Genomic DNA, 21,150 nt, shown 5'->3' on the forward strand with positions numbered 1-21,150 from the left:
AGCGGCCGGCACTACCGACAGCGATGTCCGACCGACCGCCATGTCCAACCGACAGCGCCTTCTCCGACCGATAGCGCCACACCGGGCGGCCGGCGCAGATGTCACACCGCGCGCGGCGCCATCTTCCACAGCAGCGCGCGGAACGGTGCCAGCAGGAACACGCCGATCGTCAGCTTCACCGCCAGATCGCCCAGCGCCCAGCTCACCCACGGCAGGCTGGAGCCGGCAAACGCGATGCTCCAGAAAATCGTCGTATCCAGCGTCGCGCTGCAGGTCGTCGCCACCATCGGTGCGCGCCACCAGTGCCCACGGCGCAGCCGGTCGAACACGGTGATGTCCAGCAGCTGCGCGGCGATGAAGGCCAGGCAAGAGGCCACCGCGATCCGCGGAGTGGCGATCCAGATCGACAGCAGCACCGCCAGCGCGAAACCCGCCCACGCCACCTTGCGCGCAGCCTGCGGCCCGAAGCGGCGATTGATGAGATTGCTCACCAGGAACGCCACCGGGTAGCTGAAGGCGCCCCAGGTCAGCCAATCGTTGATCGGGTACTGCACCAGCACGTTGCTGCCCAGTACCACCACGCCCATGGCCAGCACCGCCAGCAGCAGCGACGGCACGGTCAACGGGGCAAAGGCAATGGCAGGACGCGCGGACATGGCGAGCCGGGGGAGTGAGGGAAGCGGCGGATTATCCGGGCTTGGCCACCCCAGGGCCAGCCCGGGCCGGTTTGCCTACCAGCGTTCGCTCAGGTTGCTGGCGGCAGCGTCGGTGGTCGGCAGGAAGGCCAGGGCCGCACCGTCGACCGCAGTCACGGTCCAGCCGGCACCGGCCGGCGTCGGCTCGAAGGCCAGCACGTCGCCCACTGCCACGGCAGGCGCGGGAGTGTCGCTGCGGGCCGGCCACTGCAGCAGTGCCAGGTCGTCTGGCGCGTCGGGGTTCTTCAGCGCCACTTGGAAGCCGCCATCGGCCTGAGGCTCGATCCGCTCCACGGTCAGCGGCGGCAGCGGGCCGGCTTTTTCCGCGCGGGCGACGCGCGCCCGGCTGCGTTGGACCGATCCGTCGTGCAGCTTGCCGATCCCGGCGGAGGTCAGCCAGATCGGCGCGGTGACGACAACCAGGCTCACCACCGAAGTCACGGCCACGCTGCTGGCGACCGGGTGGCGGTAGACGGAGTACTGCGCCTGGGCCGGCGGGCTGGCGGCGAACAGCGCCATGACCAGTACCGGGGCGATCATGCGCGGTGAGAGCTGTTTCATGTGATCACTCCGTTCACAGAAAGAGGAGAGGGCTACGGACGCTTACCAGCGCTCGCTGGATTGCCCGGCGGCCGCGTCCGGCGTCGGCAGGAATGCCAACGCGGCACCGTCGGCGGCGGTCACCGTCCAACCCGCACCGACCTCGGTCGGCTCGAAATGCAGCACATCGCCCACCTTGAGCGTCGCGGCAGGATTGTCCGCGCGTGCCGGCCAGTCGATCAGCGCGGTCGCATCGGGGGCGTCAGGCCGCTGCAGCGCAACGTGGAAGCCCCCGTCGGGCTGGCGGTCGATCTGCTGCACGGCCATGGGTGGCAGCGGCGCGGCCTTGCCGGTATCTGGCTGGGTTCGCTTCGAACCTTCGCGGACGCTCTGCGACCCCTTGGCCACCAGCAACACCGGCGAGGCTGCAATGAACGAGACGGTGTAGACGCTGATCACCGCGCTCACGCCCGAGGCCTGATTGCCGTTGAGATTGCCGGCCGATGCAGGGAGCACGGTAAGCGCAGACACAGCGAGCAGGCCCGCACAGAGAAGGGATTTCGTCATGACGCAGGTCCTGGAGAGGGAAGGGGATGAAGCGCTCATGGTTTCGGCGCCGCGGCGCCGTCCACTGGCACGTGGGCCACGGTGAGTTCCTGCTGCAGCGCGTGACGCTGTGCAAGGAAATCAAACACGGACTCGACGGTCACCACCGAGTAATTGCCCGAGAGGCGTTCGCTGGCAGGATGATCGGTCACCGCAGCATTCGGCACGAAGAAGCGCGCGCCCAGCCGCTTGGCTACACCGATATGCAACGTGCTTGGGCGATAGTCGCGCCCCTTCAGCCAGGCCTGCGCCTGTGCGCGCTTGATCAGCAATGTCCCGTCGTCGTCATGCGCCAGTGCAGCGGCCAGCACCTCGAGCACCCACTGATTGGAATTCTGGTACTCGTCGCGGAACGGGTAGGCAACCACGCTGTAGCGTGGCTCATGAAGCGCACGCGCCTGGATGGCAGGCGGGGTGAGCATCGCGATCAACGCCTTGCGAACCGCCGGCGTCGGCACCCCGATGCGCAGATCGGTATGGCTGCCACTTTCACCGATGAAGGTACTTAGCCCTTCCCGGAACAGCTCGGACTGCGGTGATTTGCAATGGTTGAGCAGGTGCACCGCGCGCCAATTGCCATCGGCCTCACGCAACAGGAAGGCCAGGTGGCTATGGCGCAGGCCGTACTTGCTGAGGTCCTGGCCACCTCGGGCGATGATCACCACGTCCACGCCGTCCAGCGCGTCGAGTGTTTCCCCGGCGGTCAATGCCACATCGAACGTCGCCGCCAACGATTGCGGGGTGGGATGACGCTCCACGCACTGCGGCTCAGCCTGCGCGGTCAGTGCAGCGCCAAGCAGGACACCACACAGCAAAAGCGGGCGCAGGCGTATGATCTGGGCAGCGAAAGGTACGTCCATGTCACACAGTCTCCGGCGGCACCGGCCGCGGCCGCATCATAGCGCTGTGCTCAGCGCGCCGCGCCGCGGCGGCCCAGTTTCCGTTCACAGTCGGTCGCGGATCGGGGGCAGCTTGCAAGGACGTCAGGCCTGAATCCCCAGCCTTGCACGCACGTCCTCTGCAACGCGCGTAGTCTCGCGCAGCGGCTCGATGCGGCCGTCCTTCTGCCAGTCCAGCCAGCGCAGCTGCAGGCGGCCACGCTCGCGCAGCGCGCTCTGGAAGTGCGCCAGTCGTCCCTGCGCCTGGTCGGCCAAGGCGACGGCCACCGGCATGCGCGTGGCGCAGGCTTCGGAGAGCAGGTTCACCGAATCCGGCGAAACCACGACGCGATTGGCCCAGCCGAGCAGGCCGGCATACGGATTGACGCCATCACCGCCGTCGCCCCAGATCACGTTCGGCACATCGGCGAACGCACTGCGCAGCGCGCCGACCAGCGCCGGGGGCGTGCGTCGCGAGGTCGTGGCCAGCAGGCTGCCGCCCTCCGCGCGCAGCTGCGATGCCAACTGCTGGAATACCTGCACCATGTCCGGCTCATGCCAGGGCGCGTGCGGCGTCGGCCCGCCGACCAGCAGCGCGGTGCGCGGACCGGGCAGGGCGCTGAACGTCGCGAAGGCGGCACGGCCGCAGGCCAGCCAGTCATCGTTGACCGGATTGAGGCTGCCCAGCAGGGTGAGCACGTTGCTGCCGCGCAGGCGGTCGTGTTCGGGGACGACCAGCAGGTCCCAGTGGCGCGGGCTGAGGCGGGGGTCGAGAATCTGCACCACCCGGGTGCCGCGGCGGCGCAGTTCGCGCAGCGCCCCGGCAGCCTGGCGGCCACAGCCGATGGCCAGCTCCGGGACCTCTTCGGCCAGCGCGGCGAAGGCTTCGCCGTAACCCTTGGCGGCGCCCGGCAACCAGCGCGGGGCCAGCCAGCGCCAGGGCGCGCGCGGCGTGAGTACCAGCGGACGATGCGCCCCCAGCTTCAGTGCCGTGGCCAGAGCCACCGCCTGCCGCACATTGCCGGCACGGCCGTCAGTGATCGTCCAGGGCGGACTCCATCGTTTCACGTATGGCATTAATTCGTTTCAGTCAGGCTGGGTGTTGCAACTGTCGCGACACTCTACACTGCCAGCCTTCGCCGATCGCGCGGTTGCCCTGCCACGGTAGCCGATGCGCGAACGATTCCCCTTGTTTCCGGAGGCTTCATGTCCCACGTCCTTGACGATGCTGCGCTCGATCAGTTGTTCCGTACCGCCCGCACCCAGAACGCCTTCCTCGACAAGCCGGTCGAGGACAGCCAGCTGAAGGCGCTCTATGAGCTGCTGAAGTGGGGCCCGACCGCCGCCAATGGCAGCCCGGCGCGCTTCGTGTTCGTGAAGTCCCCGGAAGCCAAGGCCAAGCTGGCCCCGGCGCTGTCCGAGGGCAACCACGACAAGACCCTGGCCGCTCCGGTCACGGTGATCGTCGCCTTCGACGAAGACTTCCATGAGAAGCTGCCGTTCCTGTTCCCGCACACCGACGCCAAGGCGTGGTTCGACGGCCCGCGTGAAGGCCGTACCGAAGGCGCGTTCCGCAATGGCAGCCTGCAGGGCGCCTACCTGATCCTGGCCGCCCGCGCGCTGGGTCTGGATGCCGGCCCGATGTCCGGCTTCGACAACGCCAAGGTCGACGAAGCCTTCTTCAAGGGCACCGCGATCAAGTCGAATTTCCTCGTCAACCTGGGGTACGGTGACGCCTCGGGCCTGTTCCCGCGGCTGCCTCGCCTGTCGTTCGACGAAGCCGCCCGCATCGCTTAAGCGTTACCGCCGGATCGTGGCCCATCCGTGCGGATGGGCTGCATGACCTTTGCTTCTTTTCCCTTCGAATCGAGAGAGACCTGACATGACCGTGACCCGCAAACTGCTGCTGCCGCTCGCCCTGACCCTGGCCATCGCCGCCTGCTCCAAGCCGGCCGACGAAGCCGCTGCCCCGGCTGCCGACGCGCCGGCCGCCACCGAAACCGCCGCCCCGGCTGCGGACGCTGCTGCTGCCGCCCCGGCGGCCGACGCGATCCAGATCGCCTCGGGCACCTACAAGCTCGACCCGACCCACACCGACGTGCTGGTCCAGTGGAGCCACTTCGGCTTCTCGCACCCGACCGCCCACTTCGGCGCGGCCGAAGGCACCCTGGTGTATGACGCGGCCGACGTGACCAAGTCGACCGTCGAAGTGAAGCTGCCGCTGACTGGCCTGAACAGCTTCACCGCCAAGTTCGACGAGCACCTGAAGAGCGCCGATTTCTTCGACGCCGCCAAGTTCCCGGCCGCCACCTTCAAGAGCACCAAGGTCGAGGCCAACGGCACCAACAAGCTGACCGTCACCGGCGACCTGACCATCAAGGACATCACCAAGCCGGTGACCCTGGATGTCACCGTCAACGGCGGCGGCGAGCACCCGATGGCCAAGGTGCCGGCGGCTGGCTTCGATGCCACCACCACCATCAAGCGCAGCGATTTCGGCGTCGGCGCGTACGCCCCGAACGTCAGCGATGAAGTGAACATCCGCATCACCACCGAGGCCACTGGCGAAAAGCCGGCTGCCTGAGTTTCTCCTCACTCGTCGTGAGAAGGCAGAAAGCCCGCCAATCGGCGGGCTTTCTTTTTGTGCGGCTGCCGGTCGATACCCGGTAGTGCCGGCCGCTGGCCGGCTCCTCATCATCCTGGACGCAACGGCGAGCCGGCCAGCGGCCGGCACTACCGTTCCTGGCGCGGCTGCACGACGGCCTCGATCACCCCGCCGCCACCTGCGCACTCACCTTGCCCAGCCACAGCGTGGTGAAATCGGTCGGCGTCCGCCGTGCCGGCGCAGTCAACCCGCTCTCCCGCAGGAATGCATGCGTCGCCTGCGCGAACGCCTGGCGTGCCAGCAGCGCGGCCTGCTTCACCGAGGCCTGCTGCTTGCGCAGCTGCACGATCTGCAGGCTCGGCTTCCCGGGCATCGCGTACTTCTGGTAACGGCGCAGTTCGTCGGCGACCAGGTCGATATCGATGTTCGCCTGCACCAGCGCTGCCTGCGCGCGGGCCAGCGGGATCAGGGCGGTACGCAACGGGGCGATGTTCCCGCCCACGGAAGGCGCCAGCGCCGCCAGGGCGGCGTCCAGCGCGGGATCGGCGCGCTCGGCGCGGTCGATCAGATCGGTCAGTGCCGAAAGAGGAGAGGCTTGCATGAAAAGCACCGGCACAAAACGCGATTGTCGCATCCGTGGCCGGTGTCCGTCGCGGGCTCAGTCGTCGTGGTGCTCACTGCCGTGGGCCTTCCAGTAGCCGGTCGAGCGGATCCAGTCCTTCGGCACGCCCAGGTGACCCTCGATGTACTTGCGCATCATCCGGGCCCGGCGCGACTCGGCCGCGATCCAGTAGAAGGTGTCGCCGTCCGGTTCCTCGAAATCGGTCAGCACGTCTTCCAGCAGGGTGCTGCTGGCGGCGTCGAAGCCGTTGCGCTCCAGCCACGAGATGCGGATGCGGTCGTCCTCCGGCAGCTCCTGGCGGTCGCCGGATTCCGGGATCTCGATGTAGACATCGGCGTTCGCACCCTCCGGCAGCGTCTCCAGCCAGCGGCCGATCGCCGGCAGCGCGGTTTCATCGCCGATCAGCACGTAGGTGTCGAAGTCATCGGCGGTCATGTGCGAGCCGCGCGGGCCGCCGACGGCGATCGCATCGCCCGGCTGCGCGTTGGCGGCCCAGGTCGAGGCCAGGCCGTCGCCGTGCATGACGAAGTCCAGCGCCAGCTCGTTGCTCTCCAGATCCCACCAGCGCGGGGTGTAGTCGCGCGAGGGCGAGGGGGTCTGGCCGTCCGGGTAGCGCGGGCCTTCCGGGGTCATCGTCGGGACCACGAACTGGCCCTCGGCGTTGGGGAAGAACAGCTTGACGTGGTCGTCCGGCGAGGGCGAATCGAAGCCTTCCAGCGCCTCGCCCCCGACGATCACCCGGCGCATGCACGGGCTGATCTCTTCGGTGCGCAGCACCTGCAGGGGGCGGAACTTCACGGTATGACGGAGCAGTCGGTTTTCATGCAAAGCCATGGGATTACCTGGATCAGTGCCGCAGCGCGGCGTTGAGAGAGAAGGACCTGGCGGGCGGTGGCTGGCTGGGTCTGAAACGAAGAGGGAAGGTCAGCGGCCCTGCGCACGGATGTGCGCGGCGGCCTCGCGCAGCGCTTCGGCCACGGCGGCGGCGTTGTCGTCCTGCCAGCGGCCGTGGCACAGGCCCAGCGCGTGCTTGAGCTCGCGCAGCGCATCGCGCACGGACGGCGGCAGGTTGGCCTTGGTGATCGTGCGCGCGCTGTCGCGCACCCGGTGCACCGCGGCATCGACCTCGTCGCGCTGCGCCTCCAGCTCGGCCTGGCCCAGCGCGCTGAGCGCATACCGCTTGCGTCCACCGTCCTCGACCGCGCCGACCCAGCCGGCCGCCTCGAACTGCGCCAGCACCGGGTAGATCGAGCCGGCACTGGGCGTGTAGACCCGCACGAACATGTCGCTGATCAGCTGGATCAGCTCGTACCCGTGGCGCGGCTGGTCGGCCAGCAGTGACAGCACCAGCAGGCGCAGATCGCCGCGGCTGAGCGGCCGGGCGGTCAGCGGGCGGGCAGGGCGGTCGAGATCGCGTGGAGAGGTCATTTCGATATATCGAATGCAGTGACGGAACGATATATCGAAAACTCCCGTTCGGCCAGCCGCGGCGCACGCATGGCAGGGATGCGTTCAGGTGAATCCAGCGTGCGACGGTGCGTGCTTGTGATGGAACACTGCGCGCCCTCCTGGCCGACCAACGCGGCCGATGATCCACGCCGACGCGCACTGGAACGCCCTCGCTCAGCGCACGATCCGCGTCAATCGCCTGCGCCGCAGCGCCTGTGCTGTCCATCGGTGTCCTGCTGACGCGCCGGTGTCATCGCCACCGGGCAGGCTGAAATGCAGCGTGGAACCTTCCGGCGCGGCCCGCGCGCTGTCGCCTGCTGTCCTTCCGGACACGCCCGGATGGTTCCATACGCAACCGTAGCGAAGTAAGCAAACCCCTTGGTGCGCTACACTTTGCGGCTAGAAATCTAAAACAGTCGCGCGCGTGCGTGCGGTCATGGGAGCGCAAATGAACTGGTTGAACGAGGTGCTGAACAACGACCCGAATCCTGTGGAAACCCAGGAGTGGATCGAGTCGCTGAAGGCCGTAATTGATGTCGAGGGCCCCGAGCGCGCGCATCAGCTGTTGGAAGGCATGGTGGAACTGACCCGTCGTTCGGGTGCTTACCTGCCGTTCTCTCCCACCACCGAGTACGTGAACACCATCGCGCCGACTCTGGAGGCCAAGAGCCCGGGCAACGCCGAACTGGAATGGCGCATTCGCTCCATCATCCGCTGGAACGCGATGGCGACCGTCGTGCGCGCCAACCGCAAGCCGGGCGACCTGGGCGGCCACATCGCCTCCTTCGCCTCCGGCGCCACGCTGTATGACGTGGGCTTCAACCATTTCTGGCGCGCCCCGAGCGAAGACCACCCGGGCGATCTGCTCTTCATCCAGGGCCACAGCGCCCCGGGCATCTATGCGCGTTCCTTCCTGGAAGGCCGCATCGACGAAGCCCAGCTGGACAAGTTCCGCATGGAAGTCGACGGCGGTGGCCTCTCCAGCTACCCGCATCCGTGGCTGATGCCGGATTACTGGCAGACCCCGACCGTGTCGATGGGCCTGGGCCCGCTCGCCGCGATCTACCAGGCGCAGTTCCTGCGTTACCTGGAAAACCGTGGCCTGATCGAAAAGTCCGACCGCAAGGTGTGGTGCTTCATCGGCGACGGCGAGAGCGATGAGCCGGAAACCCTGGGCGCGATCGCGCTGGCCGGCCGCGAAGGCCTGGACAACCTGATCTTCGTGGTCAACTGCAACCTGCAGCGCCTCGACGGCCCGGTGCGTGGCAACGGCAAGATCATCCAGGAACTGGAAGGGGTCTTCCGTGGCGGCGGCTGGAATGTCATCAAGCTGCTGTGGGGCGGTTACTGGGATGCCCTGCTGGCCAAGGACACCAATGGCGTCCTGCGCAAGCTGATGATGGAAACCGTCGACGGCGAATACCAGAACTGCAAGGCCTTCGGTGGCGCGTATACCCGCGAGCATTTCTTCGGCAAGTACCCGGAAACCGCTGCGATGGTCGCCGGCCTGTCCGACGACGATATCTGGCGCCTCAACCGTGGTGGCCACGATCCGCACAAGGTGTACGCCGCCTACCACCAGGCCGTGAACACCAAGGGCATGCCGACCGTGATCCTGGCCAAGACGGTCAAGGGCTACGGCATGGGCAGCGCGGGTGAAGCACTCAACCCGACCCACCAGACCAAGAAGCTGGACGACGATGCCGTTCGCCACTTCCGCGACCGCTTCAACATCCCGGTGACCGACGCACAGCTGGCCGATGGCCAGGTGCCGTTCTACCACCCGGGCCCGGATTCGCCGGAAGTGAAGTACCTGCAGGAACGCCGTGCTGCCCTGGGTGGCTACCTGCCGCAGCGCCGCCGCAAGGCGACCAAGAGCTTCAACGCACCGAAGCTGGAAAGCTACGAGCGCCTGCTGAAGTCCAGCGGTGAGCGCAGCTACTCCACCACCATGGCCTTCGTGCAGAGCCTCAACATCACCCTGCGCGACAAGGAACTGGGCCCGCACATCGTGCCGATCGTGGCCGACGAAGCCCGTACTTTCGGTATGGAAGGCCTGTTCCGCCAGATCGGCATCTACGCCCCGTTCGGCCAGAAGTACAAGCCGGTCGATGCGGACCAGCTGATGTTCTACCGCGAAGACCAGAGCGGCCAGGTGCTGCAGCAGGGCATCAGCGAGCCGGGTGCGATCAGCTCCTGGATGGCCGCCGGTACCAGCTACTCAGTCTCCAACGTGCCGATGCTGCCGTTCTACATCTACTACTCGATGTTCGGCTTCCAGCGCGTGGGCGACATTGCCTGGCAGGCCGCGGACATGCGTACCCGTGGCTTCCTGCTCGGCGGCACCGCCGGCCGCACCACGCTGAACGGTGAAGGCCTGCAGCACGAAGATGGCTTCAGCCATATCGTCGCCGGTGGCATCCCGAACGTGCGCAGCTACGACCCGACCTTCGGCTTCGAAGTGACGGTGATCCTGCAGCACGGCACCAAGGCCATGATGGAAGATCAGATTGATGAGTACTACTACATCACCCTGATGAACGAAAACTACACCCACCCGGAAATGCCGGAAGGCGCGGCCGAAGGCATCGTCAAGGGCATGTACCTGCTCACCGACGCCGGCAAGCCGAAGAAGGGCGAGCTGCGCGTGCAGCTGCTGGGTTCGGGCACCATCCTGCGTGAAGCCATTGCCGCGGCCGAGCTGCTCGACAAGGACTTCGGCGTCACCGCCGATATCTGGAGCTGCCCGAGCATCAACGAGCTGCGCCGCGATGGTTTCGATGCCGAGCGCTACAACCGCTTCCACCCGGAAGCCGAACCGCGCAAGGCCTACGTGACCGAGCTGCTGGAAGGCCGCCAGGGCCCGGCGATCGCCGCGACCGACTATGTGCGTGCGTATGCGGACCAGATCCGCGCGTTCGTGCCGATGTCGTACACGGTGCTGGGCACGGATGGCTTTGGTCGTTCGGATACCCGTGCAAACCTGCGTCGCTTCTTCGAGGTTGACCGGTACTACATCGCGCATGCCGCGATTGCGGCGCTGGCTAAGGAAGGGAAGATGACCGGGAAGGATGTGGCGAGGGCGATCAAGCAGTACAAGATTGATCCTGAGAAGGCTAATCCTGTTGGGGTTTGATTTCTACTGCAGTTCGTAATAGAAGGGCGATCATCTGATCGCCCTTTTTTTGGGCGCACGAGGAGTAAAGGAATGCTCAGTACGGATGAAATTGCCGAAGTCACACGCTCCATGCGACAAGGTCAGCGAGAATCGTTCGAGGCCGTTCGTCGCTATCTTGCGCAGGATCATTTTGGATCAGCCTTCTTGGCCGTGATGCCCACTGGAGCTGGCAAGTCCGGGCTGATCGCCACCTTGTGCCAAGCTCACGAAAGCGGTCCGGTGCTAGTGCTCAGTCCTCGAGCTGCGGTTTGCCGCCAGCTTGCAACCGAAATTGCAGGGAAGTTTTTCTCAGACAGGGGCGTCGCAGTTGAGTCTCTCCGTCAAGTTGATGGTCTAAGCGGCGAACTGAAGAATGGCTGCATATATGTCGCCACATTCCAGAAGCTCATCCGAATGGAAGCGGAGGCGCTCGCGCACCTCGCGAGCACCTGTTCACTATTGATTGTTGATGAAGGGCATTCGGAGCCAGCCCCTCTTTGGGGGAAAGCAGTACGGGCGTTCGCTTGCCATAAAATAATTGTGACTGCAACGCCTTACAGGAATGATCTATTCCAGTTCGACATAGGAGCCGATGCGAACTACTGCTATACGTTCAAGAAAGCAATTGAACATGCTGTTATTGAACTCCCTGATTTTGAACAATGCACACTTGCAGAGGCTATAGCGCACGCAGGAAAGTTCTTGGATGAGCACCCCTCCGCCAAAGCGATCGTTAAGACAAAGAACCTTGATGAGCTTAAGCGCGCTAAGAGACTATTAGACGATGCGGGGTTGGAGAGTCTCGCCATCCATGAGCGCCTTAAGGACGATCCTATAGCGGGCACGAGTAGATCGGTTCCTTCAGACCTCCAGTCTCAAGAAGTTCGGGTGGTAGTCCATCAGCGGAAGCTAGACGAAGGGGTTGATCTTCCTTCAGCGAAGCTATGCATACTCACCTATCCGGTAGCGAGTGGACGCGAGCTTGTCCAGACTGTGGGAAGGATCGTGAGAAAGTTTGAGGGAATTCAGCCTCTCGTTCTCGACTGCAGTTCTTCAAGCAATGCCAAACTCTGGAAGAACTACCTCGAATTCGATTCTTACATTTCCACTGACTCGGGATGGAATAAGTTCGTAAACTCTCTTGATACGGCAAAGTTGATTGAGAGCTACTTGGAATCTTTTCCTAGCTACACCTATCTGGGCTCAAGCTTCCGGGAAAAGTTTGAGCTGTCGACGTTGCAAGTGGATCAAGACATTCGCGTTCCAATAGCGTCGGTCTGTTTCCTTGGGGTGGAGGAGGACTTTACAATCGAGGCATTTGTGGACGCGATGATGTGGCGACATCATCAATCAGGAGAGTTGGCCAGACCGTATGATTCTGCTCATGGGTTCAAAGTAATTGCTTCGATTAGGTTCGAGAGTTCGAAGTATCTTAGGAGCAAACTTCTGTTCGAGCCGTCACTCGAGATTGTGATTGCGAAGCGCGTAGGAGAATACCTTGCACTTTTTGATAGCCGTTCGATCAATCATGCTGGGGATGCTGGCCTGGGTACTAAGCAGCCAGTAGACTCAAAGCAGCTGTTTAATCTGTCCGCGCGCGGCGCTTTCACGCGAGTGAAAGAGACTCATGCACGTTCCATTAGTTCTACCCGCAAACGACCAGAGCGGGTTTCGCATATCGGGCAAGAGCTCACTCCGTCTATTTCTGGACAGTCTGCGGCTAGCTATGCCCTTTCGGTAACTAAGGTTGATAACCTTGACGCGACAAGTAGCGTGGAGAGTAGCTACTACCTAAGCGCTGGGTCTGGCAGGGTTTCTGACCAGAGAGCAAGCGCGCTCAGCCTTGAGGCGTTGTGTGACTGGGTTGCTGAAGTCGTGGAAGTTCTTGAACAGAACCCGTTGCCTCTGAGTCCTGTTATTGGTGCTTTTGCCTTGCCAATTGATCCGCAAAGTGTGACAGGGCCGTTGTCGCTAACGATTGATTTCACCGATCTCCCTCCAGGGGCAAAGGCCGTCCTCGGTGCGAAATCTTTCGCGATAGATTCGACTTTCGTATTTCTGGAATGCCCGGATTGGACCTTCAAGATTGGAACGGTGGAGCTGAAATTCGAATATTCGGAGCCGGAGCGGCGAATCAAGTTCACTTCTGATGCAGGAGCGGAGATGGTTTTCCCAGATGGAACGGTGAGATCTCTTGATGAGGACATCCGTACAACGCGTCAGACATTCGACCCGGACTCAGTATTTAGCTTCGTAGACAATATCGCACACGGCCGAGATGAAAGATTCTCCTCCATTGAGTACGCGGTAATTAGGAAGTTGATCCCGGATGTTGACCTGGTTCTCTGTACTGACATGGGTACGGAGGCGGCCGATTTTGTAATAACCTCCCCCAAAGCGCTCTGTTTTGTACATATCAAGTGTGGAAAGTCGCTAAGGCCGAATTCGCCGGCCGGAGCTCTTGCCGAGGTGGGTTCTCAGGCAATCAAAAATATTGAGTATCTAGTGTCCTCCGATGAGAAGCTTCCCTTCGGGAATGAGGGGATACTTGGTAGCCCATGGCCCAGCAAGAACGCGACCTATCAGCTCGACCATCGGATTAGATTCATGGCAAAGGACGGTATCGAGCGCTCGATTCCATCGACTAAGAAGGCATACTCCACACGAGTTGAGCAGGCACTTGCTACCATCAAGGCGCGTAGGAGATCCCTCGGATGCAGGAAGGAAGTCTGGATCGTTGCTGGCAACTCGTTCTCTTACGGCTCGTTCAAGAAGGAAATGGCAAAAGGCGCGAATGCCAAAGCAGAGTCGCTTCAGGCATATCAGCTGATAGATGCCTGGTTGGCGGTTTCCAGCGCGAACGATGTTGATCTTAGAATTATCGTGTCGCCCTAGACTTGGTAAGGTTGCACACGATCGGGAAGTCCTTCCATGCTCCACATCTTCCATGGCTGCAGATGTTCGCGCGAGTAGCATAAGTTCCCCTACGATGCTTGCGCTGCTCCTCTACGTGCGAGGAGCGTGTGGTGGTTCAACATCCAGTCAATGAGATAACAGTCAGGATTATGCTTTGTCGCCGTCCTCGGCGCAGGGCATCGCAAAAAATAGCCAGAGGAACCCATGTCGTCCGACAAGCCGCAAGTAATTGAGTATCTCTTTGACAGTCACTGGGATACGGAAAAGCGTGCACTCAGAAAGTCCATCATGTCACTGACTGATGTCAGTAAAGCTATTCGGGTATGCAATGAGAAGGACGGCAGGGAGAGGAGTGACCGAAATCCGGCGAACTTTCTCAAAGATGTCGTGCGGAACACTTCTGCAAACAAAATCTGGCCTGCGCGAATTGCGGCGCTCGGCTTTACGGGAGTCCAGCGAACTGGCCGTGGAGATTCATTCGAGTTCGTCCCCTACAAGACTGGTCAAGTTGAGCCGTTCCCCGATTTCTTTCGACACAGCGCAGGTACCAGGGCAGTTGACGTGGAGACGCTTAGCATCCCCGTTGCCTCCAAGTTGCTCGGACGTCGGGATGAGGCGTGGCTCGTCCAGACTGCAGTTAAGCTACGTCTCGTGGAGCAGCTACTTGCCATCGAGTCTTCTTTGCGAGTGACTGAGGTGACTCATCTGCAGATGAGTGTGAAGTTGCGCAGCACCGAAATTGATTCGCTGTACCTCTTGGGAATGGAGGGCGAAGAACTTGTGCTCGCGACGTGTGAGGCTAAGTTGGACAAACAGCGATTGCTTCCCGATCAGATAGTTGCGCAGGTTAAGGCGGCCTTTGAAGCGACGGAGGCAACATTGGTTGTACCAATGGCAATGAGGTCTGTGCCAGCACTTGGTGTCCATGTGATGCACTTCGACCCAGTAAAGCGAGCGGACGCCTCAGAATTCTCAGAACTATCGCTTGCCCATGAGATTCTGTGTCGGCTCAAGCCTGGGGTGAAGGGAATCTGTTAACCCAGCCTCTAGTGCTGAGAAGCGATGGGTGGCTCAGTTCGCCGCTCCCGTGTCGAGAATCCGTCAAGTGACGGGTAGGGTCACTTGACTAGGGTCGATGTTTCGCTGCTTTGTCTTCTTAGCCCCGCTCTTCCTATCTCTTTGGCCGATAGGGCTGGGTATGCCCCAGAAGGAGGCCGCCTGCGCCAAGCTCATTCTCAATAGTGCAGCTTCCCCAAGCTTGATCTTCTTCTGGGGGCGCCTGATATCCGCGCCAAGTGCCTTCATCACCTGAGTTGCTACGGCACGCGCCAAGGGTGGTGGTACCGAATTGCCAATTTGCCGAGCCCCATGCCACTTGGTCTCATTGAATCGGAACCAGTCCGGGAACCCATGTAAGCGGGCCATCTCTCGGACAGTTACACAGCGGTCCCACTTGTAGTGAATTGGACGCGGGCTGGTGAAGGCCCCTCTGGCGGAATCAGTGCCTGCTCTCAGCGTATTGCTCACGCCCTTGGGAGGTAGCTTCAGGAAGCGCGAAATAGGCTCTACCTCCCCTGGAATAGTCTCAGCAAAGCGTTCGCGTGTAATGTCGGTGTGGTTGGAGCGCATGCTAGAGGTCATCAGCAAGGGATCCCATTCGCGCTTGTAGCCGAAGCCCCAGCCGTCGGCCGTTTCACACCGCATCAACTCCGCGTACTCACTGGCCTTGCCATACTTCTTGACCCGAACCTCGTCGATAACGTTGAGGTCTGAGAAGCGCTCAGCATCTGGAAGATCTTCTAGCGCATCTTTGCAGGTCGGTGCGTACGGAAGTGTCGCATCCTTAGAGCCGGGCTTGGCAGTAAGGGGGGCAGGATACTTCGGCACGGCGAGCCCGCGCTTGGCGCCCATTAGGAACAGGCGCTGACGGTCCTGCGGCACGCCATAGGAGTACGCATTGAGCACCTTCCAGTCCTTGACGACGTCATAACCCGCCTCTTCGAACTCTTCAATGAGCTCTTCCAGGAACTTCCGGTGCTTGCCGAGCGTCAATCCCTTAACGTTCTCGAAGACGAAGTAGTTTGCGTCGAGCTCACGAACAATGCGCACGAAATCCTTAACTAGGGAATTACGCGGGTCGTCGATGGCGCGCTGCCCCATCAGGGAAAAGCCTTGGCAGGGGGCGCCACCGAAAACTACGTCGATCTCGCTGGCGCCCACCCCGGCGGCCTCACGAATCTGGTCGCCGGTTAAGTCAGTAACAGAGCGGGGGATCACCGCGCAGTTCGGGAAGTTGAAGGCGTGCACGGCCGCGTGGACAGGGTCAATCTCCACGGCAGCCACAACGTCGAAGCCTGCTTGCTCGAACCCGAGGCTGAGGCCGCCTGCGCCGGCAAAGAGATCGATTCCGATGGGTCTGGTCATGGTGGCAATTATAGATGGGACTAGGCTGAATGTTGATCGGAAAAGATGGCTGTCCGGGGTCGGAAAGCTGCTACTCCGGGGTCCCTATCCTGAAGGCAGTCAGTCTCAGTCGCTGAGAACCGGAGATGCCGTATGGACCGACTGACGCCCGAGCGCCGCAGTTGGCTGATGGCACAGGTGCGGTCAGCCAACACCAAGCCTGAGGTCGCGGTGCGGTCCCTGCTCCACAGGCTTGGCTATCGCTTTCGGTTGCACCGGCGCGATCTGCCTGGCACCCCGGACATTGTGCTTCCGGGTCGAAGGACGGCAATCTTCGTTCATGGCTGCTTTTGGCACGGCCACAGCTGCAAGCGGGAGAAGATGCCCAAATCGCGGCTGGACTATTGGGAACCTAAGATCGAGGCCAATCGCCGGCGAGACCGTCGGAAGCGCAAGGCATTGAGGGCTCTTGGCTGGCACGTGACCGAAGTGTGGGAGTGTGAGCTAAAGTACCCGGCACGGCTGGCGCGGAAGCTAGTGAGATCGCTGTCTGGTCGAGCTACTTCGCCTTAGAACTGCTGGCGCAACTGATTGTAAGGAAGCCTAGATGGGAAAGCCTGAGAAGGAAGCGAAGCTGAACCGGTACTCCGAGATCGTTGGAGAGGTCTTTCGGAAGAACTACACGCCAGGCGCGACATCCGTGCCGTTTGAGCGAGAACAGTTTCTCGAGGCCGCTGTTGAGCGCGGGGTTGTGTTGCCAAAGAACCTTGGGGACGCCATCTATTCCTTCAAGTATCGCAATAGCTTGCCTGCGTCCATCCAGGCTACTGCTCCGGAGGGGTTGGAGTGGGGCATCTATGGTGCTGGCCGCTCGAAGTACGAGTTCCGGCTGGAGCGGCCGCTCGAAATCGTGCCGCGTCTGAACCAGTTGGTCGTAAAGATCCCCGACGCTACCCCGGAGATCATCCAGGCCCATGCACTAGGCGACGAGCAGGCCCTACTAGCCAAGGTACGTTACAACCGCCTAGTCGACATCTTCCTAAGTATTACCGCGTCTTCGCTGCAGAACCATTTGCGTACGACTGTGAAAGGCATTGGGCAGATCGAGATCGATGAGCTTTACGTGGGCTTAGATCGACATGGGTGCCAGTACGTTGTCCCCGTCCAGGCCAAGGGAGGCAAAGACAAGCATGGTCGCCAGCAGACCGAGCAGGACATCGCCTGCTGCCGGGAAAAGTTCCCAGGTCTGGTGTGCCGGCCGGTGTCAGCGCAGTTCATCAATCCAAACAAGATCGCTATGTTCGAACTTGCACTGCAGGACGATGAAATTCGGGTGGTCTCCGAAGAACACTACGAACTGGTCACGTCGGCCAGCATCACGCCCAACGACCTGGCCATCTACGCGGGTCGCGGTCGCGGTTAGCGACCGCCGGTACGCGCGTTGTCTTGCCGAGACTTTGGGTGGGACTCCTCACTAAGACTCGTTGAATCGGTTCACTCTGTGCCACTCAAGATATGTGGGGTGAGGTCTGTCGCTGATCTTCTCAGGTACAGTCATCACGTCGCGAAGGGGTAGCGACGCAAGGGCGTCGTGGTGCTTCGCAGAGCGAAGTATGCTGAAGTCGTCGCCAATTGAAATCAGGCCTCTATCAAAGAGCCAGTGGACCGTCGCGGTCATGGCGATGCCATTGCGTACGCTGTCGGGTCCGTTCTCTTCGACAGGCCAGATATGTGCTCCCTGAACCTCCGGACGGCCCTTTCTATCAAAGAATCGCAGTCCGGTGATGGCGCAAGTGTTCGCGTACGCAATTCTGACGTGCCTGCGAAACGCCACGTCGCGAATCTTCCGCGTGATCGTAGTAGTGGCAGTTGGCCGCTCAATCAGGGGCGGAGCGGGCAGCGAGGGATCGAACCTGTGCTCGTCAGATTCACTGCGGGCCTCCTCGATTGAAGGTCCGAGACCAGCGGCGATGATTGCGGAAAACTCCACGTCCGGGATCAAACGCACGGAGTGGCCGAACGCCCCTTTGTTGGTAGAACCATCGTCCTTCCGCAGAAAGCTCTCCCAGTAGTGATCGCCGACTTTGAATGGAACCTTCAGGTCGAACTCCATGTACTCGGCCAGGTCGGCGAAATGATGATCTGGCCGATTCGGGTCTGGCCGAACGTTCACTACCCGCGCCGCTGCGAAATAGGCTTGCGCACCATCCGCGCTTGTCGGGCCGCTATTTCGCCTTGGTTGATAGAACACAACCTGGTCGCCGACGGCTTCGCAAACGCTTTTTAGATACATGTTTGGGAAGTGGTACCAGCGGTCCCTAACGTCATCGTAAATGGAGCTATCTGAAGCAGTGAAGACGACCTTGGGCATAGTTCCCCCCCCCTAATAGGCCTAGCCTATCGGGTGGGGTGCGATAAATTAAGACGCAAATGGCCAGCTGTAGCTTCGATTTGGGCATCATCGATCTATGGCCTTGGGCGCTGAGTGGGACGTGTTAGGTTGTTAAAGCCTAGGCATTCCGTCGGTTCCCGCGGAGCGGTAGAAGATCGGTGAGAGGGTGGGTAAGTTACCGTTTCGATCCGCTGCCGGTAGGAATCATCGGGATGGAACTGAGTCGCCTTCTGCTCGCGCTCCAGGCGGACCTCGCGCGTTTCGTTCAGTCCCTCGACCACCCGCGCATTGCGCTCCTGCATCGGGAGCCCACCTTCGGGGTGGTGGTGCCACGTGCCAGCCTTCTCGTCATACCCGTGGTACGAGCTGCGTATACCAATCACATTCGGATTGCTGGCAGGCAGGGCCTGGTCAGCCATGGTTGCTTCATAGAACCCGAGCTTGGCCACGTAGGCGGTTGCCTGTCCCCAGGGCATGGCGGCGTAGGCATGGCCCACCGTGTTCGTTGCGCGGCTCAGGCCCCGGTTGTCGTTGTTGAGCATTTGCTGCCAGACCTTCTCGGCGGCGTCCTCGCTCACATTCTTGCGGGTGGCTTCCAGAAGGATGCGCGGGGTCCAGCAGTTCGGGTCCAGACGATGTTCGACAAATGCCTTGTCGTGGGCTACCTGCACGTCGCGGCCAGGCAGGTTGAGCGCCAAGTCGGGCTTGCCTGCATCCAACCATCGCTCCCGCCGTTCCAGATCGCGCTGGAGCAGGGTTTGCCCGAAATGCTCCCACTCGCGCTCGGCCAGAACACGGTTGGGCAGCGCGGGGTTTCGTTCGTGCTGGTCGCTTGCCGCACCCTGGGCATAGGCATTGGCCACCTGTCCAGGCAGGTTGTCATTGCGTACCACGCCAAGCGTCAGAAGCCCGTAGCCATCAGATCCGTCCTTCTGCGCCAGGTAGCTCCAGTAACGCTCGCGATTACCTTCGGTCGCGTACGCACGTAGTATCTCGACGTCCTTCTGATTCAATCCGCTCACGCGGTGTTCCTCCTGAACAGTTCCGGATTACTGCACCTTGTAACGCGCCAACGTAGCGCGCGTAGCATCTTCCATCGCTTTCCAGTCCTTAAGCAGCACGCGCGGATAGAACAGGCTCACGGCAAGATTGTCTTTGCTGTCCACGAAGTAGTGCGTACAGCTGGCCACCTTGGGTGCGTCATCCGGCACCAGAAGATCACCCTTGATGACCAGACCTTCCTGGCCACCTTCAGGTTGGTCGCACTTGATGAAGGTCGCCAGTTGCCCATCCGCCGCGCGGGCGATGTACCACTCGTCTTCCATGCGTGGATTGCGCGTAGCGGGCTGTCCGAATTGCTTCTCGTACGCTTTGGAGAACAGCGCCATGCGCTGCTCATCGATGGCATACGGCGTGAGGCCAAACTGCTCGGCTACAGGTACCCGCAGGTCCAGACGGCGGCGGGGGTCATTGCGATTGACCGAGCCGCCTTCAGTAGTTGCTTCTGTGCTGGTCTGGCGCGGGAGCAAATCAGATGCAGAAATGGCATCGAGGTAATCGATCGATGCGGTGACCGCCCGGTAGTGGTCAGCCATGGTCCGTGTGGGGCGCGTGCCGGGTGGCGCCGCCTTCAGACCCGGCCACATCAGGGTAAGCGCCACGCCGCCACCAATGGAGGGGCCGATTTGGTCGTCATAAAGATTCGCCGGGAAGGCATAACGATGCGGGCCCAGCTTTGCTACTACCGGCGCCGTCGTATAGGTGTAGCCGTCAATCGTGCGGCTCTGGCTGGAATCTTCAGACATGGCAGCTTCCTTCTCTCCCTTTTCCGTGGGTGGAACCTTGGCACAGGCGCTGGCGCTGAGGGCGACGGCTAGTGCAACCGTCAGGCACCGCCCGGAGGACATCACGCTCATGGGGCCATTCCATTGCATTGAGTACGTTCAACTATAGGGATAGTGCCGGCACTCGGACGAGAACCGCATCGATCTGATCTGGGCGGCTCAGCTTGCGGCATCAACGGACCTTGGTGCGGTTCAAGACATCACGTATGGCCTGCTCCATGGCCTTCCAGTCTCTGAGAAACACGCGGTTGTAGTTGAGGCTGATGGACAGACTGTTCTCAATGTCCACGATGTAGTGTGTGCAACCTGCAATTGTTCCACCTGGGGCATCAATGATGTCCTTGCCCTTGATCGCCAAGCCATCGCCCGAATGCTTCGGACTGTCGCATTTGATGAAACTGGAGAGCGCGCCACCCGCTCCGCGCGAGATGTACCAGTCGTCCTCGAACGCCGGGTTGCGCGGAAGAGGGCGGCTATATTTGGCTTCATACGCGCGCGCATACTGATCCATCAGTGATTCGTTGATGGCGTATGGGGTCAGGCCTAGTCGCTCTGGCTGGGAAACCCGAAGATCCAGACGATCGGCAGGATTTCGCCGCTCCAGCCAGTCTTCCTCTGTGATCGCCACGTTGGAAGAGAGCCGCTCCAACACGCTGCCGATCGGAACCCTGTCGACGTAGCTGACGAGCACGCGAATCTCCTTTCGGAAATCATTTTTACGGCGCTTGGCGCGCGCTCCCGGTGCGGTGGGCTTCATGTCCGGCCACTCGATGACCAAAGAGACACCCTCACCAGGCCACGGCGCAATCTGGCTGTCCAGATAGTTGGCCGGAATCTCGAATGTGTTCGGCCCCAACGTCACCTCTACCGGTGCATCGGTGTAGGTGTGCCCATTGATGGTTCGACCGGTCTCTGTTGCAGCCGGGGCTCCTTCCTGCTCCGTAGGCGGCGCTTGTCCAGAGGCACTGGCACTTAGCACGACGCCGAGTACAACTGCCAGGCACCGTCCGGATGAAATCGACATCACACTCATGGGTAGTTCC

20 protein-coding genes are annotated in these 21,150 nt (G+C 61.7%); 7 read left to right on the forward strand and 13 right to left on the reverse strand.

Features of this window, described 5'->3' with window-relative positions; translation table 11 throughout:
* Nucleotides 1-101: 101 nt before the first annotated feature.
* The 5 genes from HDC96_RS17415 to HDC96_RS17435 form a co-directional block, all read right to left on the reverse strand.
* On the reverse strand, nucleotides 102-656 hold the full coding sequence (locus tag HDC96_RS17415) for a queuosine precursor transporter (RefSeq protein ID WP_070471518.1): 555 nt from the start codon (nucleotides 654-656) through the stop codon (nucleotides 102-104).
* 75 nt (nucleotides 657-731) lie between these two features.
* Nucleotides 732-1,256 carry a hypothetical protein gene (locus HDC96_RS17420; protein WP_179461047.1) on the reverse strand — a complete coding sequence of 175 codons (525 nt, stop codon included), beginning with the start codon at nucleotides 1,254-1,256 and terminating at the stop codon, nucleotides 732-734.
* A 42-nt stretch (nucleotides 1,257-1,298) separates the two neighbouring features.
* Nucleotides 1,299-1,802, reverse strand: a complete 504-nt coding sequence (locus HDC96_RS17425) for a hypothetical protein (protein WP_179461048.1) — start codon at nucleotides 1,800-1,802, stop codon at nucleotides 1,299-1,301.
* A 35-nt stretch (nucleotides 1,803-1,837) separates the two neighbouring features.
* A complete protein-coding gene (locus tag HDC96_RS17430) occupies nucleotides 1,838-2,701 on the reverse strand; it encodes a DUF2145 domain-containing protein (RefSeq protein ID WP_179461049.1) in 864 nt (287 codons plus the stop codon).
* 123 nt (nucleotides 2,702-2,824) lie between these two features.
* On the reverse strand, nucleotides 2,825-3,796 hold the full coding sequence (locus tag HDC96_RS17435; RefSeq protein ID WP_179461050.1) for a mitochondrial fission ELM1 family protein: 972 nt from the start codon (nucleotides 3,794-3,796) through the stop codon (nucleotides 2,825-2,827).
* 129 nt (nucleotides 3,797-3,925) lie between these two features.
* Here HDC96_RS17435 and HDC96_RS17440 point away from each other — a divergent pair, with 129 nt between their 5' ends.
* Both HDC96_RS17440 and HDC96_RS17445 read left to right on the forward strand, forming a co-directional pair.
* Complete coding sequence (locus HDC96_RS17440; protein WP_176990511.1) at nucleotides 3,926-4,516, forward strand: malonic semialdehyde reductase; 591 nt, start codon at nucleotides 3,926-3,928, stop codon at nucleotides 4,514-4,516.
* An 85-nt stretch (nucleotides 4,517-4,601) separates the two neighbouring features.
* Nucleotides 4,602-5,303, forward strand: coding sequence for a YceI family protein (locus HDC96_RS17445; RefSeq protein WP_179461051.1), 702 nt, complete (start codon nucleotides 4,602-4,604; stop codon nucleotides 5,301-5,303).
* A gap of 184 nt (nucleotides 5,304-5,487) precedes the next feature.
* Here HDC96_RS17445 and HDC96_RS17450 read toward each other — a convergent pair whose 3' ends face one another.
* The 3 genes from HDC96_RS17450 to HDC96_RS17460 all read right to left on the reverse strand — a co-directional run bounded on the left by HDC96_RS17450 (nucleotide 5,488) and on the right by HDC96_RS17460 (nucleotide 7,374).
* Complete coding sequence (locus HDC96_RS17450) at nucleotides 5,488-5,925, reverse strand: hypothetical protein (protein WP_179461052.1); 438 nt, start codon at nucleotides 5,923-5,925, stop codon at nucleotides 5,488-5,490.
* A 57-nt stretch (nucleotides 5,926-5,982) separates the two neighbouring features.
* Complete coding sequence (locus HDC96_RS17455; RefSeq protein ID WP_179461053.1) at nucleotides 5,983-6,780, reverse strand: siderophore-interacting protein; 798 nt, start codon at nucleotides 6,778-6,780, stop codon at nucleotides 5,983-5,985.
* 90 nt (nucleotides 6,781-6,870) lie between these two features.
* Nucleotides 6,871-7,374 carry a PadR family transcriptional regulator gene (locus HDC96_RS17460; RefSeq protein ID WP_176990507.1) on the reverse strand — a complete coding sequence of 168 codons (504 nt, stop codon included), beginning with the start codon at nucleotides 7,372-7,374 and terminating at the stop codon, nucleotides 6,871-6,873.
* Between the two features lie 469 nt (nucleotides 7,375-7,843).
* On the opposite strand from HDC96_RS17460, the gene aceE reads away from it, so the two are divergent.
* The 3 genes from aceE (at nucleotide 7,844) to HDC96_RS17475 (ending at nucleotide 14,506) form a co-directional block, all read left to right on the forward strand.
* A complete protein-coding gene (aceE, locus tag HDC96_RS17465; RefSeq protein ID WP_123731337.1) occupies nucleotides 7,844-10,531 on the forward strand; it encodes a pyruvate dehydrogenase (acetyl-transferring), homodimeric type in 2,688 nt (895 codons plus the stop codon).
* Nucleotides 10,532-10,603: 72 nt separating this feature from the next.
* Complete coding sequence (locus tag HDC96_RS17470; RefSeq protein ID WP_179461054.1) at nucleotides 10,604-13,447, forward strand: DEAD/DEAH box helicase family protein; 2,844 nt, start codon at nucleotides 10,604-10,606, stop codon at nucleotides 13,445-13,447.
* Nucleotides 13,448-13,672: 225 nt separating this feature from the next.
* On the forward strand, nucleotides 13,673-14,506 hold the full coding sequence (locus tag HDC96_RS17475; protein ID WP_179461055.1) for a hypothetical protein: 834 nt from the start codon (nucleotides 13,673-13,675) through the stop codon (nucleotides 14,504-14,506).
* 63 nt (nucleotides 14,507-14,569) lie between these two features.
* On the opposite strand, the gene HDC96_RS17480 is transcribed toward HDC96_RS17475, so the two are convergent.
* Entirely contained in the window at nucleotides 14,570-15,892 is a 1,323-nt protein-coding gene (locus tag HDC96_RS17480) for a DNA cytosine methyltransferase (RefSeq protein WP_179461056.1), read from the reverse strand.
* A gap of 132 nt (nucleotides 15,893-16,024) precedes the next feature.
* Between HDC96_RS17480 and HDC96_RS17485 the strand changes: the two genes are divergently transcribed.
* Nucleotides 16,025-16,444, forward strand: a complete 420-nt coding sequence (locus HDC96_RS17485) for a very short patch repair endonuclease (protein WP_179461057.1) — start codon at nucleotides 16,025-16,027, stop codon at nucleotides 16,442-16,444.
* A 34-nt stretch (nucleotides 16,445-16,478) separates the two neighbouring features.
* Entirely contained in the window at nucleotides 16,479-17,294 is an 816-nt protein-coding gene (locus HDC96_RS17490) for an endonuclease (RefSeq protein WP_179461058.1), read from the forward strand.
* Between the two features lie 51 nt (nucleotides 17,295-17,345).
* On the opposite strand, the gene HDC96_RS17495 is transcribed toward HDC96_RS17490, so the two are convergent.
* The 4 genes from HDC96_RS17495 to HDC96_RS17510 form a co-directional block, all read right to left on the reverse strand.
* Nucleotides 17,346-18,242 carry an HNH endonuclease gene (locus HDC96_RS17495; protein ID WP_179461059.1) on the reverse strand — a complete coding sequence of 299 codons (897 nt, stop codon included), beginning with the start codon at nucleotides 18,240-18,242 and terminating at the stop codon, nucleotides 17,346-17,348.
* Between the two features lie 95 nt (nucleotides 18,243-18,337).
* Nucleotides 18,338-19,285: a hypothetical protein gene (locus tag HDC96_RS17500; RefSeq protein ID WP_179461060.1), complete on the reverse strand. Its 948-nt coding sequence runs from the start codon at nucleotides 19,283-19,285 to the stop codon at nucleotides 18,338-18,340.
* 27 nt (nucleotides 19,286-19,312) lie between these two features.
* A complete protein-coding gene (locus HDC96_RS17505; protein ID WP_179461061.1) occupies nucleotides 19,313-20,179 on the reverse strand; it encodes a hypothetical protein in 867 nt (288 codons plus the stop codon).
* Nucleotides 20,180-20,279: 100 nt separating this feature from the next.
* The gene (locus HDC96_RS17510) at nucleotides 20,280-21,140 is read right to left on the reverse strand and encodes a hypothetical protein (protein ID WP_179461062.1); all 861 of its coding nucleotides are present in this window, start codon (nucleotides 21,138-21,140) and stop codon (nucleotides 20,280-20,282) included.
* Nucleotides 21,141-21,150 lie beyond the last annotated feature (10 nt).

This window comes from Stenotrophomonas sp. JAI102 (assembly GCF_013409105.1).
In the GTDB taxonomy this organism is placed as follows: Bacteria; Pseudomonadota; Gammaproteobacteria; order Xanthomonadales; family Xanthomonadaceae; genus Stenotrophomonas; species Stenotrophomonas maltophilia_AA.

What these genes read in the sequence shown, in the direction of transcription:
- HDC96_RS17415 (WP_070471518.1), bottom strand. Translation starts at nt 656, where the DNA reads ATGTCCGCGCGTCCTGCCATTGCCTTTGCCCCGTTGACCGTGCCGTCG.
- HDC96_RS17485 (WP_179461057.1), top strand. Translation starts at nt 16,025, where the DNA reads ATGGACCGACTGACGCCCGAGCGCCGCAGTTGGCTGATGGCACAGGTG.
- HDC96_RS17425 (WP_179461048.1), bottom strand. Translation starts at nt 1,802, where the DNA reads ATGACGAAATCCCTTCTCTGTGCGGGCCTGCTCGCTGTGTCTGCGCTT.
- HDC96_RS17495 (WP_179461059.1), bottom strand. Translation starts at nt 18,242, where the DNA reads ATGCCCAAGGTCGTCTTCACTGCTTCAGATAGCTCCATTTACGATGAC.
- HDC96_RS17450 (WP_179461052.1), bottom strand. Translation starts at nt 5,925, where the DNA reads ATGCAAGCCTCTCCTCTTTCGGCACTGACCGATCTGATCGACCGCGCC.
- HDC96_RS17420 (WP_179461047.1), bottom strand. Translation starts at nt 1,256, where the DNA reads ATGAAACAGCTCTCACCGCGCATGATCGCCCCGGTACTGGTCATGGCG.
- HDC96_RS17510 (WP_179461062.1), bottom strand. Translation starts at nt 21,140, where the DNA reads ATGAGTGTGATGTCGATTTCATCCGGACGGTGCCTGGCAGTTGTACTC.
- HDC96_RS17430 (WP_179461049.1), bottom strand. Translation starts at nt 2,701, where the DNA reads ATGGACGTACCTTTCGCTGCCCAGATCATACGCCTGCGCCCGCTTTTG.
- HDC96_RS17470 (WP_179461054.1), top strand. Translation starts at nt 10,604, where the DNA reads ATGCTCAGTACGGATGAAATTGCCGAAGTCACACGCTCCATGCGACAA.
- HDC96_RS17480 (WP_179461056.1), bottom strand. Translation starts at nt 15,892, where the DNA reads ATGACCAGACCCATCGGAATCGATCTCTTTGCCGGCGCAGGCGGCCTC.
- HDC96_RS17455 (WP_179461053.1), bottom strand. Translation starts at nt 6,780, where the DNA reads ATGGCTTTGCATGAAAACCGACTGCTCCGTCATACCGTGAAGTTCCGC.
- HDC96_RS17440 (WP_176990511.1), top strand. Translation starts at nt 3,926, where the DNA reads ATGTCCCACGTCCTTGACGATGCTGCGCTCGATCAGTTGTTCCGTACC.
- HDC96_RS17445 (WP_179461051.1), top strand. Translation starts at nt 4,602, where the DNA reads ATGACCGTGACCCGCAAACTGCTGCTGCCGCTCGCCCTGACCCTGGCC.
- HDC96_RS17505 (WP_179461061.1), bottom strand. Translation starts at nt 20,179, where the DNA reads ATGAGCGTGATGTCCTCCGGGCGGTGCCTGACGGTTGCACTAGCCGTC.
- HDC96_RS17490 (WP_179461058.1), top strand. Translation starts at nt 16,479, where the DNA reads ATGGGAAAGCCTGAGAAGGAAGCGAAGCTGAACCGGTACTCCGAGATC.
- HDC96_RS17460 (WP_176990507.1), bottom strand. Translation starts at nt 7,374, where the DNA reads ATGACCTCTCCACGCGATCTCGACCGCCCTGCCCGCCCGCTGACCGCC.
- HDC96_RS17435 (WP_179461050.1), bottom strand. Translation starts at nt 3,796, where the DNA reads ATGCCATACGTGAAACGATGGAGTCCGCCCTGGACGATCACTGACGGC.
- aceE (WP_123731337.1), top strand. Translation starts at nt 7,844, where the DNA reads ATGAACTGGTTGAACGAGGTGCTGAACAACGACCCGAATCCTGTGGAA.
- HDC96_RS17475 (WP_179461055.1), top strand. Translation starts at nt 13,673, where the DNA reads ATGTCGTCCGACAAGCCGCAAGTAATTGAGTATCTCTTTGACAGTCAC.